We start from the raw sequence: 13,354 nt of genomic DNA on the forward strand, positions 1-13,354 counted from the left end.
GGACCTTCCCATGGCCGGCAGTCAGATCGAACGGGTTTTCAGCGTGCTGGAAAGCCTCACCAGTGAGCCGCGCGGGCTGCCGATGCAGACGCTGGCCGAGCAACTGGACATCCCGAAAAGTGCCACCCACCGGATGCTCGCGGAGCTGATTCGGCTGGGCTACGTGCGGCAGAATGCCGACACTCTGCGCTATCACCTGTCGACCAAACTGGTGGCGATGGGGTTTCAGTACCTGTCGAGCAGCGGTGCTGACATCGTGCAGCCGGTGCTGGATCGACTGGCGCAGGAAACCGGTGAACTGGTGCGTCTGGGGGTGATCGATGGCGAGCGCCAGACCTGGATCGCCAAGGCACAGGGCGCACGCACGGGCTTGCGTTATGACCCGGACATGGGTCGCGATGCGCCGCTGTTCTACACCGCTTCCGGGCACGCGTGGTTGGCCTGCATGAGCGATGCCGAAGCGTTATCGATGGTTGAGCGCCAGGGCGCGGAAGTACCGGTGGGCGTCGGGCCGAATGCGCCGCGCTCCAATATCGAACTGCTGGAGCGCCTGCGCCTGGCGCGAGAGCAAGGCTATGCCTGTGTCGAGGAAAGTTCGGCGGTGGGTACTTCGGCGATTGCCGCGGTGGTCAAGCATCCCGTTGACGGGCGAGTGATCGGTGTACTGAGCATTGCCGGGCCAAGCGCGCGGATGCCCGGCGCGCGGCTGCATGAATTGGCGCCGCTGCTGATGAAGTTCACCGAGGAATTGTCGGCGGCGAGCCTGGCGTCCGAATTGTTCGTCTGACTCGCACCGATCCCTGTAGGAGCTGCCGCAGGCTGCGATCTTTTGGTCTTGAAAATCAAAGTCAAAAGATCGCAGCCTGCGGCAGCTCCTACAGGTTGAGCGTCAAGTACAAAGTTGTGCGGTGTTCGCACGGTTTTCCCATCACTGGGTGTTTGATTGTGGAACGCGGTTCTAAATTGTTGCTGGAGTGACATTTCCAACAACAATCACAAGAGGATCGCGCCTTGACTCCGCCCCTTCGTATCGCCCTGATCGGCGCTGGCAACATGGGCCAGCAGCATTACCAGCATTTGCAAACCCTCGAAGAAGCCCGGTTGTGCGCAGTGGCGGATCCCGGCCCGCAGGCTCCAGCGCTGGCGGCGCAGTGGGGCGTGGCGTATTTCGCCGATCACCGGCAGATGCTGGAGCAGGTGCGGCCCGATGCGGTGATCGTGGCCAATCCGAATAATCAGCACGTCAGCACGGCGCTGGATTGCCTCGCCGCCGGGGTTCCGGTGTTGCTGGAGAAACCGGTGGGCGTGCATCTGGATGAGGCACGCGAACTGGTGGCGGCAGTCAAACGCAGTGGCGTGCCGGTGCTGGTCGGCCACCATCGGCGGCACAATCCGTTGATCGTGCGTGCCCACCAATTGTTGCTCAGCGGCGCGCTCGGGCGGCTGACCACGGTTACCGCGCTGTTCCAGTTACGCAAACCCGACCGATATTTCGAGATTCCGTGGCGCCGAGAACCGGGCGCGGGCCTGTTGCTGACCAATCTGATTCACGACCTCGATCTGCTGCGTCACCTGTGCGGTGAAGTGCAGTCGGTGCAGGCCGTCACCGACAACGCGGTGCGTGGGTTTGCCAACGAAGACAGTGTCGCGGTGTTACTGCAATTTGCCGGCGGTGCACTGGGCACGCTGAGCGGTTCCGATGCAGTTGCCGCGCCGTGGAGTTGGGAGCTGAACTCCGGAGAGAACCCGGTCTATCCGCGTCAGGACGATCAGCCGTGTTATCTGCTGGCGGGAACCGCCGGGGCGCTGAGCATTCCGCAACTCAAGTGCTGGCATTACGCTGCCGATCAAGTCGATGCCGGTTGGCACGAACCGTTGATTGCGCAGCAAGAACGGTGTGAGGCAGGGGACGCGTTGCGGTTGCAGCTGCAGCATTTTGTGCAGGTCGCGCGGCGTGAAGTCGAACCCTTGGTCAGTGCCGCCGATGCCGCGCGAACCCTGGCGCTGGTCGAGGCGATTCGTGAAGCGGCGGCCAGCGGCCGTGCCTGTTGCCCAGCAGCGGTCGAGGCTTGAGCATGAACGAACGAATCCTGTCCCTGGCCAGTCTCACCGTGCTCGAATTGTCGCCACCGCAAATGGTCGAGGTCGCGGCGCGTGCCGGTTACAGCCATGTCGGCCTGCGCCTGGAGCCGGCGACGCCTGAGGAATATCACTTTCCATTGGTGGCCGATGGCGGCTTACGGCGTCAGACGTTGGCGCGTTTGCGCGACACTGGCATCACTGTGCTCGATGTGGAAATCCTGCGTCTGAAACCGCAAACCGTGGTCGCCGATTTCGAGAAGCTGCTGGCCGTCGGCGCGGAGTTCGGCGCCAGTGAGTTACTGGTCGCCGGCAATGATCCTGACGAGCAACGGCTCACCGACAACTTTGCGGCGTTGTGTGATCTGGCGGCGCCTTACGGTTTGCATCCGCATCTGGAGTTCATGCCCTGGACCGATGCGCGCAACCTCGAGCAGGCGTCGCGCATCGTTGCCAATGCCGACCGGGAAAACGCCGCGGTGCTGGTCGATGCCTTTCATTTCGATCGCTCTGGTTCACGGCTGGAGGATCTGGCCCACGTCGCGCCTGCGCGCCTGCGTTATGCGCAATTGTGTGATGTGGCGGGACCGAGACCGGTGGACATGGCCGAGATCTTGCGTCAGGCGCGCAATGAGCGGCGGTTTCCCGGCGAGGGCGATTGTGATTTGCACGGTTTGTTGCGCAGTCTGCCAGCTAATATTCCACTGAGCCTGGAGATCCCCACGGTAAAACTGCTGGAGCAGGGCGTAAGCGGATTGCATCGAGCGCAGATGGCGCTCGACAGGACGCGGGAATTGTTGGCGCAGTTGTAAGTCAGTTTTTGTGGCGGGGCGCCAGCGTCCCCGTCACTGTTTATTTTTCCTTCAGAGATATCCAATGACCGTCAGCACCCCGCTCTCAGGTGTCAATCAACCCTTCAAGGGGATCCTGCTGATTGTCGTGGCGACTTTCCTGTTCTCCAGCCACGATGCGCTGTCGAAATACCTCTCGGGTTTCTACCCGATCATCATGGTGGTATGGGCGCGGTATCTGGTGCACACCTTGCTGATGGCGGGGATTTTCCTGCCGCAGTCGGGGTTGCGTGTACTGCGCACCAAACGACCGCTATGGCAGTTGGCGCGGGCGCTGTGCCTGCTCGGCACCAGTCTGTTTTTCACCACGGCGCTGCTGTACATCCCGCTGGCCGAGGCCACCGCGGTCAACTTTCTCGCGCCGGTGCTGGTGACGGCGCTGTCAGTGCCGTTGCTCAAGGAACGGGTGACGCGCGGGCAGTGGATCGCGGTGATCTGCGGTTTTATCGGGGTGCTGATCATCGTCCATCCGGGAGGCGAGTTGTTCACCCCGGCGGTGCTGCTGCCATTCTGCTCGGCGCTGTTTTTCTGCTTCTATCAACTGCTGACGCGCAAACTCAGTGAGGTCGACAGTCCGACCACCAGCAACTTCTTCGCTGGTCTGTGCAACACGCTGGTGATGAGTGCGTTGGTGCCGTTCTTCTGGCAGGTGCCGACCTTGTCGCACGCCGTGTTAATGCTGGCGCTGGGCAGTTGCGGGATGACCGCGCACCTGTTTCTGACCCAGGCGTTCCGCCATGCCGCGCCGGCATTGCTGGCGCCGTTCGGCTACTGCCAGATCGTGTTTGCCGGGTTGTTGGGGTGGGTGGTGTTCAATCACACGCCGAGTCTGTTGACGGTGATCGGGATTGCGGTGATCTGTTGCAGCGGCTTGGCGGCGGCATGGCAACAGAGCCGTAAGTGAAATAGAGACACGCCCCTGTGGGAGCGGGCTTGCTCGCGAAGGCGGTGTTTCAGTCGACAGCTTCAGTGACTGACTGGACGCTTTCGCGAGCGAGCCCGCTCCCACAGGGGGGAGGGGTGCAGGCCGGTTACTCGGTGACGTCTGGAATCTTGCGCGGGGCCATGAAGTACATCCAGGTCAGCGCAATGAAGTACATCGCCGGGATCAGGGTGAACAGCACCGTGTAATTGTTGTTGGTGACGGTCAGGATATGGCCGACGATCTGGGTCATGAACATCCCGCCGATCGCTGCGCACATACCGCCGAAACCGAACACCGTGCTCATCATGTGCTTGGGCGTGTAGTCCATCACCAGGCTCCAGATGTTCGCGGTCCAGGCCTGATGCGCGCCGATGGCAAGAGAGATTGCCGCGACGGCGACCCACAGATTGCTCGAACCAGCCGCCATGACCACGCCGATGATGCAGCAGGCGAACAGGAACATCGACAGCAGTCGCGCCTTGATCGAGTTCATGCCGCGACCGATCAGGAACGAAGACAGAATGCCGCCGCCGACGCTGCCGAAGTCGGCCGTTACGTAGATGATGATCAGCGGAATGCCCATCTGGGTGACGTTGATACCCAGGTTGTATTGCTGATTGAGAAACGGCGGCAGCCAGTACAGGTAGAACCAGAACACCGGCGCGGTCAGCGAATAGGCGAGGGCGAAGGCCCAGGTGCCGCGCATGCGCAGGATTCGCGAGAACGGTACGCGGGCCTGTTCCGGTTCGACTTCTTTCTGGATGTAGTCCAGCTCCGACTGTTTCACGCTCGGGTGATCTTCCGGGTTGAAGTATTTCAAGCCCCAGAACAGCAACCAGATCCCGCCCAGTGCCGACATGCACAGGAACGCGGCCTGCCAGCCCCACACATGAAGAATCAGCGGCAGCAGCATCGGCGTGAACATCGCGCCGACGTTGGTCCCGGCGTTGAAGATGCCGGTGGCCACCGCGCGTTCGCCGGCCGGGAACCACAGGCGCGTGGTTTTCACGCAGGCCGGGTAGTTGGCCGCTTCGGTCAGGCCGAGGATGAATCGGCAGACCATGAAGCCGACGGCCGACGTCGCCAGACCGTGGGCGCCGGTGGCCAGGCTCCAGAGCAGCACCGCGCAGAAGAACACGCGCTTCACGCCGATGCGGTCGATCAGGCGTCCCTGCAGGACGAAGCCGATCGCGTAGCCGACCTGAAACCAGAAGTTGATGTTGGCGTAATCCATCGCCGTCCAGCTCATTTCCTTGGCGAGGATCGGCTGCATGACGCCGAGGGCGGCGCGGTCGATGTAGTTCAGGGTCGTGGCGAAAAACACCAGCGCCAGCATGCCCCAACGGGTCTTGCCGACAGCCATGGCGCCGCGGATCTTGTCGCCGATGCCACCCGTGGCAGTGCTCATGGCCGGGGCCATGCGGGAAGTCTGTGAAGGAATCATTGTTCCACCCGTTTTTGAATTTGTTATGTGGTGTTGTTTGCACGCACTGCGACCGAAGGTTCATTTCCGGACTCAATGTGAAGTCGATGGTGGGCAGTGGACGAAAAATCGTCAATTCGCCGAAACGCCATAGTGTTCGATAATCGCACGCAAAACTAACCGGCTGGTACACTTTAAATTGCTGCTGAAGACGATGCAGCCAATAATTTCCTCACGATAAAAAATGATCCCCTGTAAAAAACTGCAGCGCAGTCCGGGAGTAGCAACATGCAGCGTTCCATTGCCACCGTTTCCCTGAGCGGCACCCTGCCGGAAAAGCTCGAAGCCATTGCCGCCGCCGGGTTCGACGGCGTCGAGATCTTTGAAAACGATCTGCTGTATTACGACGGCAGCCCGCGGGAAATCAGGCAGATGTGCGCTGACCTGGGGATCGCCATCACCCTGTTCCAGCCGTTCCGCGATTTTGAAGGCTGCCGCCGTGATCGGCTGGCGCGCAACCTGGAGCGGGCCGAGCGCAAATTCGACCTGATGCAGGAGCTGGGCACCGATCTGGTGCTGGTGTGCAGCAACGCTTCGGCGGACAGCGTCGGCGACCGGCAGATTCTCGTCGATGATCTGCGGCTGCTGGCCGAACGTGCCGGCGCTCGCGGGTTGCGTATCGGCTATGAAGCGCTGGCCTGGGGCCGGCACGTCAATACTTATCAACAGGTCTGGGACATCGTCCGCCAGGCCGATCACCCGGCGCTCGGCGTGCTGCTCGACAGCTTTCACACCTTGTCGCTGAAAGGTGATCCACGCGCGATTGCCGATATTCCCGGCGACAAAATCTTCTTCGTGCAAATGGCCGACGCGCCGATCCTCGCCATGGATGTCCTGGAGTGGAGCCGGCATTTCCGTTGCTTCCCGGGGCAGGGCGAATTCGATCTGCCGGGGTTCCTCGCGCCGATTATCCAGAGCGGTTACACCGGGCCGTTGTCGCTGGAGATCTTCAACGATGGTTTCCGCGCCGCACCGCCACGGGCGAATGCCGCCGATGGTCTGCGTTCGCTGCTGTATCTGGAAGAGAAAACCCGTCAGCGCCTGGAACAGCAAGCAACGCCAGTGGCCAACCGTGAAATCCTCTTCGAAACGCCACCGGCCAGCGAGTACAACGGCATCGAGTTTCTTGAGTTCGCCGTCGACGAAAGCCTTGGCGCCAAACTGAGCAACTGGCTGGAGCGCCTGGGCTTCGTCAAGGCCGGACAGCATCGCTCCAAGAGCGTGAGTCTGTTGCGTCAGGGCGATATCAACCTGATCCTCAATGCCGAACCGTATTCATTCGGCCACAGTTTCTTCGAGGCCCACGGCCCGTCGCTGTGCGCCACCGCCGTGCGGGTCAAGGACAGCGCCAGCGCCCTGGCCCGCGCCGTCGCCTACAAGGGCCAGCCCTATCGCGGCCTGGTCGGCCCCAACGAACTGGAACTGGCCGCGGTGCGTGCGCCGGACGGCAGCCTGATTTATCTGGTGGATGAGGCGGCGGACGTTTATGGCACTGACTTCAATCTGCTGCCGAACGCACAGGCCCGTGGCGGCCTCAAGCGCATTGATCACATGGCCATGGCGCTGCCGGCCGACAGCCTCGACAGCTGGGTGCTGTTCTACAAGAGCCTGCTGGATTTCGAGGCCGACGATGAAGTGGTGCTGCCCGATCCGTACGGTCTGGTGAAAAGCCGGGCGTTGCGCAGCCGCGACAGCTCGATCCGTCTACCGCTGAACATCTCCGAGAATCGCAACACCGCGATCTCCCACGCGCTGTCGAGTTATCGCGGCTCCGGTGTGCATCACATCGCCTTCGATTGTGATGACATCTTCGCCGAAGTCAGCCGCGCCAAAGAAGCTGGTGTGCCGTTGCTGGATATCCCGCTCAACTATTACGACGACCTCGCCGCGCGCTTCGATTTCGACGACGAGTTCCTCAGCGAGCTGGCGTACTACAACGTGCTCTACGACCGCGACGCGCAGGGCGGCGAGTTGTTCCACGTGTACACCGAGCCGTTCGAGGGGCGCTTCTTCTTCGAGATCATCCAGCGTAAAAACGGCTATGCCGGTTATGGTGCGGCGAACGTTGCGGTTCGTCTGGCGGCGATGGCCAAGTCACGCAGCGGTGCGGTGCGTCAGGCGAAGTTGTAGGAATTTCGTAAACGCGGGATTAAACACGAGCCGCGTGGCTTCCTTCACTGTGCAGCGCGGCCCATAATCGCCAACCTGTGCAGTGATGGCCGTGAGCCCGCAATGACAATGACTTCAGAACTCCCCGCTGCTCCCGTCGAATCCGGTATCGAGCCGCGCAAGAGTCGCAAGAACAACCCGGAAAAAACCCGCGAGAACATCCTGCAGGAGGCGATCGTCGAGTTCGTCCAGCAGGGCTTGTCCGGCGCCCGCGTCGACGCGATCGCCGAGCGCATCCACACCTCCAAACGCATGATCTATTACTACTTCGGCAGTAAGGAGCAGTTGTACGTCGAGGTACTGGAGAAGCTTTACGGCGACATCCGCAGCACCGAAAACCGCCTGCACCTGGCCGAGTTGCCGCCGGTGGTGGCGATCCGTCGACTGGTGGAATTCACCTTCGATCACCACGACCGCAACGTCGATTTCGTGCGCATCGTCTGTATCGAAAATATCCACAACGCCGAGTTCGTGAAGCGTTCGGACACGATCAAGGCGATGAACAATACGATCCTCGATTCACTGGGCGAGATTTTGCGTCGCGGTGCCGAGGAGGGTGTCTTCCGCGCCGGGCTGGACGCGCTGGATGTGCACCTGTTGATCAGCTCGTTCTGCTTCTATCGCGTCTCGAACCGCCATACGTTCGGTGAGATCTTTCAGATCGACCTGCCGGACGAAAGCATCAAGCAGCGTCATCGCGAGATGATCTGCGAGTCGGTGTTGCGCTACTTGCAGCCGTGACACTTACCCATTGTGGGAGCGGGCTTGCTCGCGAAGGCGGCATGTCAGCCTATACATCTGGCGCCTGACACACCGCTTTCGCGAGCAAGCCCGCTCCCACAGGTTCCTTTTGAGCTTCAGCCATTCATGCTTTGAAAATGCGCCAGCATCCGCTGTGCGTCCGGCACCACGCCGCTGAACAATTCAAACGCCTTCACCGCTTGAAACACCGCCATGTTGCCGCCATCTAGCGTGCGGCAACCCAAGGCGCGGGCGTTGCGCAGCAGTTCGGTTTCCAGCGGGAAGTAAACGATCTCCGCGACCCACAATTCCTTGCGCAGCAGTTCCACTGGCACCGGCATGCCCGGCAGTTTGGCCATGCCCATCGGCGTGGTATTCACCAGACCATCGGCCTGATTCAGCGTGCCCGGCAGATCACGCCCGGCCACCGCGCGGCCTGAGCCGAAATGCTGGTTGAGGTTGTTCGCCAGACTCTCGGCGCGCTCGCGGTCGACATCGAAAATACTCAGCTGCTGTACGCCTTCGCTCAACAGCGCGTGGGCCACTGCCGCTCCCGCACCGCCGGCGCCCATCTGGACGACACGCTCACGGGCGACATCCTGCAAGCCGCGACGAAAACCTTCGGCAAAACCCAGGCAGTCGGTGTTGTGGCCGATGCGTTTGCCGTCCTTGAGCACCACGGTGTTGACCGCGCCGATGCCCCGGGCTTCCGGCGACAGTTCGTCGAGCAGCGGGATGATCGCCTGCTTGCACGGGAAAGTAATGTTCAGGCCGGTGTAGTTCATCCGCTCGGCCGCCTGCAGCAAGTCGGGCAGGGCGTTGCTGTCCAGATGCAACTGATCGAGATCAATCAGCCGATACAGGTAGCGCAAGCCTTGGGCGTCGCCCTCATGTTCATGCAGTGCTGGCGTGCGCGAGGCTTGAATACCCGCACCGATCAGGCCAGCCAGTATTACCGGTTTACGGGTCATGCTGCGCGCCCCTTCAGTCGCTGACTGAAATGCTCCAGGGCCAGGCGATAGCCATGGCTGCCGAAGCCGCACATCACCGCCGTGGCGATGGCCGAGACAAACGAGTGGTGGCGGAATGGCTCACGCGCATGCACGTTGGACAGGTGTACTTCGATCACCGGCAACTCACTGGCCACCAGCGCGTCGCGGATCGCCACCGAGGTGTGCGTCCACGCCGCCGGGTTGATCACGATCCCGGCGCAGCGGCCGCGTGCCGCATGAATCCAGTCGAGCAATTCGCCTTCGTGATTGGTCTGGCGAAACTCCACGGCCAGGCCGAATTCTTCGGCAGCGCGGCCGCACAGAGCAGAAATATCAGCCAGGGTTTCGTGACCGTAGGTTGCCGGTTCACGAGTGCCGAGCAGGTTCAGGTTCGGGCCGTTGAGCACCAGAACGATAGGGGGCATGGGGGCAAACTCCACTTATTGTTTTTGGCTTGGGCCGAAGGTTTCAGCCTGTGGAGGTAAAATGTACCAGATGGTTACCATGGTCAATTGAACTGATTTAACCCGATGGTTTTGTGTTCGGTGATCGCACAAAAGCTACATCGCATTCAGATTTTCCGAATTGTATCGACAGTTTTGCTTACGTTTTTTTTCGAAGATGCAGCGCTTCCTCATCCGTGCCGACGCTAGTCTGAATGTGGTGAAAGGCATTGAGGTGCTGTGCAGCACCGGCCGTCGGATTTGAAAGGAAAATCAAATCCTGAAACTTATTAACCTAACGGATGGGTTAGCATGAAAGTATGCAACTACAGGGAATTGTCGATAAGCATCATGTTGCGAGATGAGCATTGCCCGCCACATGTTCACGTTAATGCAGGCGCCTGGAATGCCCGATTTCAGTTCAGTTTCTGGCACAACGACATTGAACTGTGGGATGTCGTGCCGCTTTCACGTCGACCGCCGCTGGCGGTGCTGGAAGGATTGTGTCGATCACTGGGGCAACCTGCTCATCTGCGTCGCGCACGAGGGATCTGGTGGTCAGGCTTGCAGACAGTTTGTCTCGACAATCAGGTGTGGGACTGCGAGTCAAACGAAGTCCCCGTGATGAAACCGGTCACCGCTACGACCTACAGGATCAGTTCGACGCGCTATGAACCAGAAGCAGACAAGACTGTTCTGACATTGCTCGGCAAACTGGCAGGAGTTGAAATCGATTTATGAAAGTCATCAAGGCAAAGCCGTCCGTACATCGTCCGCTGACGGAAGAAATGCTCGATGCCGCGATAAAACGTGGCGAAGCGCGCCAAGCTAGCAGCTTGCAGGCTGTTTCTGTGACCTTTGAAAGCCCGTCTCTGGTCATTCGTTTTGAAGACGGCAGCGGTGTGTTGCTACCGGTGAGCCAGTATTCGGAGTTCGACGGGTTTGATTCAGACGATTATGCGAACCTGACAGTCGGCTATGCAGGCACTGCGCTTTGCCACGAGGGCAAAGACCTCGACGTTTCCATCTCCGGAATGATTTCGGCGAGCCCGTCACTCATGAGGATGGCGGCTTCGGTGGTTGCGTCGCGTAACGGTCGTCAAAGCAGTGCGGCAAAATCCGAAGCTGCACGAGCAAATGGCAAGAAGGGCGGGCGTCCACGTAAGACCGACACTGCACCGTAAGCACCCACAAAAAAGCCGTCAATCAAGACGGCTTTCTCGTACCCGGCATTCGCCATCAACGCCGGGTCAGCAACACCCCGGACTCCATGTGATGCGTCCACGGGAACTGGTCGAACATCGCGCAGCGGGTGATGCGATGCGTGTCGTGCAGTTGGGCGATGTTGGCGGCCAGGGTTTCCGGGTTGCAGGAGATGTACAGGATGTTGTCGAAGCGCCGGGTCAGCTCGCAGGTGTCCGGGTCCATGCCGGCGCGCGGCGGGTCGACGAACACGCTGCCGAACTCGTAGCTCTTCAGGTCGATGCCTTGCAGGCGACGGAACGGGCGCACTTCGTTCAGCGCTTCGGTCAGCTCTTCGGCGGACAGGCGCACCAGCGTGACGTTATCCACAGCGTTTTCGCTGAGGTTGCTCAGTGCCGCGTTGACCGAGGTTTTGCTGATCTCGGTGGCCAGCACTTTGCGTACACGGGTGGCGAGCGGCAGGGTGAAGTTGCCGTTGCCGCAGTACAGCTCCAGCAGATCGTCGGGACGATCGCCCAATGCTTCGTACGCCCAGTTGAGCATCTTCTGGTTCACCGTGCCGTTGGGCTGGGTGAATGCGCCTTCCGGCTGGCGGTAGCTGAAGGTGCGACCACCGACTTCGAGTTTCTCCACCACGTAATCGTGGCCGATGACTTCGCGTTTGCCCTTGGAACGGCCGATGACGCTGACGTTGAGATCAGCCGCCAACTTCGACGCGGCCGCATGCCAGTGTTCGTCCAGCGGACGGTGATAGCACAGGGTAATCATCGCATCGCCGGCCAGGGTGGTCAGGAACTCCACCTGGAACAGCTTGTGGCTCAGCGCCGAACTGGCCTGCCATGCCGCCTTGAGCTGCGGCATCAACTGGTTGATGCGCAGGCTGGCAATCGGGAACTCTTCGATCAGGATCGGCGTGCGTTTGTCGTCCTGGGAGAACATCGCGTAGTGCCGTTCGCCGGCCTCGCGCCACAGGCGAAATTCCGCGCGCAGGCGGAAGTTCTGCAGCGGCGAGTCGAACACGGTCGGCTCTGGCGCATCGAACGGGGCCAGCAGGTCACGCAAACGCGTGACCTTGTCTTCGAGCTGAGTGGCGTAGGCCTGGGAATCGAAAGTCATGCGTTGAACCAACCCAACTTGATCACAAACAGAATCGACAGAATCACCAGCGCCGGGTTCAGCTCACGGGCGCGGCCCGACAGCAGCTTGATCACGGTCCAGGAGATGAAACCGAAGGCGATGCCGTTGGCGATCGAGTAGGTGAACGGCATGGCCAGCGCGGTGACCACGACCGGTGCGGCGACGGTGATGTCTTCCCAGTCTATTTCCGCCAGACCGGAAGTCATCAGCACGGCGACGAACAGCAGCGCCGGAGCGGTGGCGAACGCCGGAACGCTGGCCGCCAGTGGCGAGAAGAACAGCGCCAGCAGAAACAGGATCGCCACGACGATCGCCGTCAGCCCGGTACGGCCACCAGCACTCACGCCGGCCGCGGATTCGATGTAGCTGGTGGTGGTCGAAGTACCCAGCAGCGAGCCGGCCATCGCCGCGGTGCTGTCGGCGATCAGTGCCCGGCCCATTTTCGGCATGTGGCCGTCCTTGCCCATCAGTCCGGCGCGTTTGGCGACGCCGATCAGGGTGCCGGAGTTGTCGAACAGGTCGACGAACAGGAAGGCGAAGATCACGCTGACCAGACCGATGTCCAGTGCGCCCTTGATGTCCAGTTGCATGAAGGTCGGGGCCAGCGAAGGTGGCATCGAGGTCACGCCGCCGAACGGGGTGAAGCCCATGGCGATGGAAATGATGGTCACTGCCAGAATGCCGATCAGCACTGCGCCGCGCACTTTCAGCGCTTCGAGGGCGACGATCAGGGCGAAGCCGAGGGTGGCGAGGATCGGCGCCGGGGCTTTCAGGTCACCGAGGCCGACCATGGTCGCCGGGTTGCTGACCACGATGCCCGCGTTGTGCAGTGCAATCAGCGCCAGGAACAGGCCGATACCGGCGGCAATCGCCGAGCGCAGCGGCAGCGGGATGCTGTTGATGATCCATTCGCGGATGCGGAAGATCGACAGCAGAAAGAAGCACACTGCCGAGATGAACACCGCGCCCAGCGCCACTTGCCAGGTGTGGCCCATGTGCAGGACCACGGTGTAAGTGAAGAAGGCGTTCAGGCCCATGCCCGGGGCGAGGGCAATCGGGTAGTTGGCGATCAGGCCCATGATGGTCGAGCCGATGGCGGCTGCCAGACAGGTGGCGACGAACACCGCGCCCTTGTCCATGCCGGTCTCGCCGAGGATGCTCGGGTTGACGAACAGAATGTAGGCCATGGCCAGGAAGGTCGTGACGCCCGCCAGAATCTCGGTACGCACGTTGGTGTTGTGTGCCTTGAGTTGAAACAGCCTTTCCAGCATGTCTGCTCCCCGTGGCGCGCGCGGCGCCGTGAATGTATCGACCTCAACAGCAAAGCACAG

At 60.9% G+C, this 13,354-nt stretch carries 13 protein-coding genes; 8 read left to right on the forward strand and 5 right to left on the reverse strand.

From position 1 onward, the window contains the following. Window positions 1–10 precede the first annotated feature (10 nt). From CRO59_RS19215 to CRO59_RS19230, 4 genes are all read left to right on the forward strand, one after another. The gene (locus tag CRO59_RS19215) at window positions 11–787 is read left to right on the forward strand and encodes an IclR family transcriptional regulator (RefSeq protein ID WP_097089295.1); all 777 of its coding nucleotides are present in this window, start codon (window positions 11–13) and stop codon (window positions 785–787) included. A gap of 224 nt (window positions 788–1,011) precedes the next feature. Then, the gene (locus tag CRO59_RS19220; protein ID WP_097089293.1) at window positions 1,012–2,073 is read left to right on the forward strand and encodes a Gfo/Idh/MocA family protein; all 1,062 of its coding nucleotides are present in this window, start codon (window positions 1,012–1,014) and stop codon (window positions 2,071–2,073) included. Window positions 2,074–2,075: 2 nt separating this feature from the next. Next, a complete protein-coding gene (locus tag CRO59_RS19225) occupies window positions 2,076–2,891 on the forward strand; it encodes a sugar phosphate isomerase/epimerase (RefSeq protein ID WP_097089291.1) in 816 nt (271 codons plus the stop codon). A 64-nt stretch (window positions 2,892–2,955) separates the two neighbouring features. Then, a complete protein-coding gene (locus CRO59_RS19230; protein ID WP_027612857.1) occupies window positions 2,956–3,834 on the forward strand; it encodes a DMT family transporter in 879 nt (292 codons plus the stop codon). A gap of 127 nt (window positions 3,835–3,961) precedes the next feature. Here the strand turns inward: CRO59_RS19230 and CRO59_RS19235 are convergent, their stop codons facing one another. Then, a complete protein-coding gene (locus tag CRO59_RS19235; protein ID WP_097089289.1) occupies window positions 3,962–5,299 on the reverse strand; it encodes an MFS transporter in 1,338 nt (445 codons plus the stop codon). A 267-nt stretch (window positions 5,300–5,566) separates the two neighbouring features. Between CRO59_RS19235 and quiC the strand changes: the two genes are divergently transcribed. Beyond that, on the forward strand, window positions 5,567–7,468 hold the full coding sequence (gene quiC, locus CRO59_RS19240; protein ID WP_027612855.1) for a 3-dehydroshikimate dehydratase QuiC: 1,902 nt from the start codon (window positions 5,567–5,569) through the stop codon (window positions 7,466–7,468). A 102-nt stretch (window positions 7,469–7,570) separates the two neighbouring features. Then, window positions 7,571–8,248 (forward strand): TetR family transcriptional regulator, encoded by a 678-nt coding sequence (locus CRO59_RS19245; RefSeq protein ID WP_027612854.1) that lies wholly within the window; start codon window positions 7,571–7,573, stop codon window positions 8,246–8,248. A 116-nt stretch (window positions 8,249–8,364) separates the two neighbouring features. Here the strand turns inward: CRO59_RS19245 and CRO59_RS19250 are convergent, their stop codons facing one another. Together CRO59_RS19250 and aroQ are read right to left on the reverse strand one after the other, a co-directional pair. Then, window positions 8,365–9,219, reverse strand: coding sequence for a shikimate dehydrogenase (locus CRO59_RS19250; protein WP_096795254.1), 855 nt, complete (start codon window positions 9,217–9,219; stop codon window positions 8,365–8,367). Beyond that, complete coding sequence (gene aroQ / locus CRO59_RS19255) at window positions 9,216–9,665, reverse strand: type II 3-dehydroquinate dehydratase (RefSeq protein ID WP_025108744.1); 450 nt, start codon at window positions 9,663–9,665, stop codon at window positions 9,216–9,218. The genes CRO59_RS19250 and aroQ overlap by 4 nt, the downstream gene beginning before the upstream one ends. Before the next feature lie 330 nt (window positions 9,666–9,995). Here aroQ and CRO59_RS19260 point away from each other — a divergent pair, with 330 nt between their 5' ends. Then, window positions 9,996–10,424: a DUF4160 domain-containing protein gene (locus tag CRO59_RS19260; RefSeq protein ID WP_097089287.1), complete on the forward strand. Its 429-nt coding sequence runs from the start codon at window positions 9,996–9,998 to the stop codon at window positions 10,422–10,424. Then, window positions 10,421–10,867, forward strand: coding sequence for a DUF2442 domain-containing protein (locus CRO59_RS19265; RefSeq protein ID WP_097089285.1), 447 nt, complete (start codon window positions 10,421–10,423; stop codon window positions 10,865–10,867). Before CRO59_RS19260 ends, CRO59_RS19265 begins: the two co-directional genes overlap by 4 nt. Before the next feature lie 55 nt (window positions 10,868–10,922). Here CRO59_RS19265 and trmA read toward each other — a convergent pair whose 3' ends face one another. Both trmA and CRO59_RS19275 read right to left on the reverse strand, forming a co-directional pair. Beyond that, the gene (trmA, locus tag CRO59_RS19270; RefSeq protein ID WP_027612851.1) at window positions 10,923–12,002 is read right to left on the reverse strand and encodes a tRNA (uridine(54)-C5)-methyltransferase TrmA; all 1,080 of its coding nucleotides are present in this window, start codon (window positions 12,000–12,002) and stop codon (window positions 10,923–10,925) included. Continuing rightward, window positions 11,999–13,294, reverse strand: coding sequence for an NCS2 family permease (locus CRO59_RS19275; RefSeq protein ID WP_007963748.1), 1,296 nt, complete (start codon window positions 13,292–13,294; stop codon window positions 11,999–12,001). Before CRO59_RS19275 ends, trmA begins: the two co-directional genes overlap by 4 nt. Between the last annotated feature and the right edge of the window lie 60 nt (window positions 13,295–13,354).

Source organism: Pseudomonas sp. LAMO17WK12:I5 (genome assembly GCF_900215165.1).
GTDB classification, from domain to species: Bacteria; Pseudomonadota; Gammaproteobacteria; order Pseudomonadales; family Pseudomonadaceae; genus Aquipseudomonas; species Aquipseudomonas putida_A.

What these genes read in the sequence shown, in the direction of transcription:
- CRO59_RS19215 (WP_097089295.1), top strand. Translation starts at nt 11, where the DNA reads ATGGCCGGCAGTCAGATCGAACGGGTTTTCAGCGTGCTGGAAAGCCTC.
- CRO59_RS19225 (WP_097089291.1), top strand. Translation starts at nt 2,076, where the DNA reads ATGAACGAACGAATCCTGTCCCTGGCCAGTCTCACCGTGCTCGAATTG.
- CRO59_RS19230 (WP_027612857.1), top strand. Translation starts at nt 2,956, where the DNA reads ATGACCGTCAGCACCCCGCTCTCAGGTGTCAATCAACCCTTCAAGGGG.
- CRO59_RS19235 (WP_097089289.1), bottom strand. Translation starts at nt 5,299, where the DNA reads ATGATTCCTTCACAGACTTCCCGCATGGCCCCGGCCATGAGCACTGCC.
- quiC (WP_027612855.1), top strand. Translation starts at nt 5,567, where the DNA reads ATGCAGCGTTCCATTGCCACCGTTTCCCTGAGCGGCACCCTGCCGGAA.
- CRO59_RS19245 (WP_027612854.1), top strand. Translation starts at nt 7,571, where the DNA reads ATGACAATGACTTCAGAACTCCCCGCTGCTCCCGTCGAATCCGGTATC.
- CRO59_RS19250 (WP_096795254.1), bottom strand. Translation starts at nt 9,219, where the DNA reads ATGACCCGTAAACCGGTAATACTGGCTGGCCTGATCGGTGCGGGTATT.
- aroQ (WP_025108744.1), bottom strand. Translation starts at nt 9,665, where the DNA reads ATGCCCCCTATCGTTCTGGTGCTCAACGGCCCGAACCTGAACCTGCTC.
- CRO59_RS19260 (WP_097089287.1), top strand. Translation starts at nt 9,996, where the DNA reads ATGAAAGTATGCAACTACAGGGAATTGTCGATAAGCATCATGTTGCGA.
- CRO59_RS19265 (WP_097089285.1), top strand. Translation starts at nt 10,421, where the DNA reads ATGAAAGTCATCAAGGCAAAGCCGTCCGTACATCGTCCGCTGACGGAA.
- trmA (WP_027612851.1), bottom strand. Translation starts at nt 12,002, where the DNA reads ATGACTTTCGATTCCCAGGCCTACGCCACTCAGCTCGAAGACAAGGTC.
- CRO59_RS19275 (WP_007963748.1), bottom strand. Translation starts at nt 13,294, where the DNA reads ATGCTGGAAAGGCTGTTTCAACTCAAGGCACACAACACCAACGTGCGT.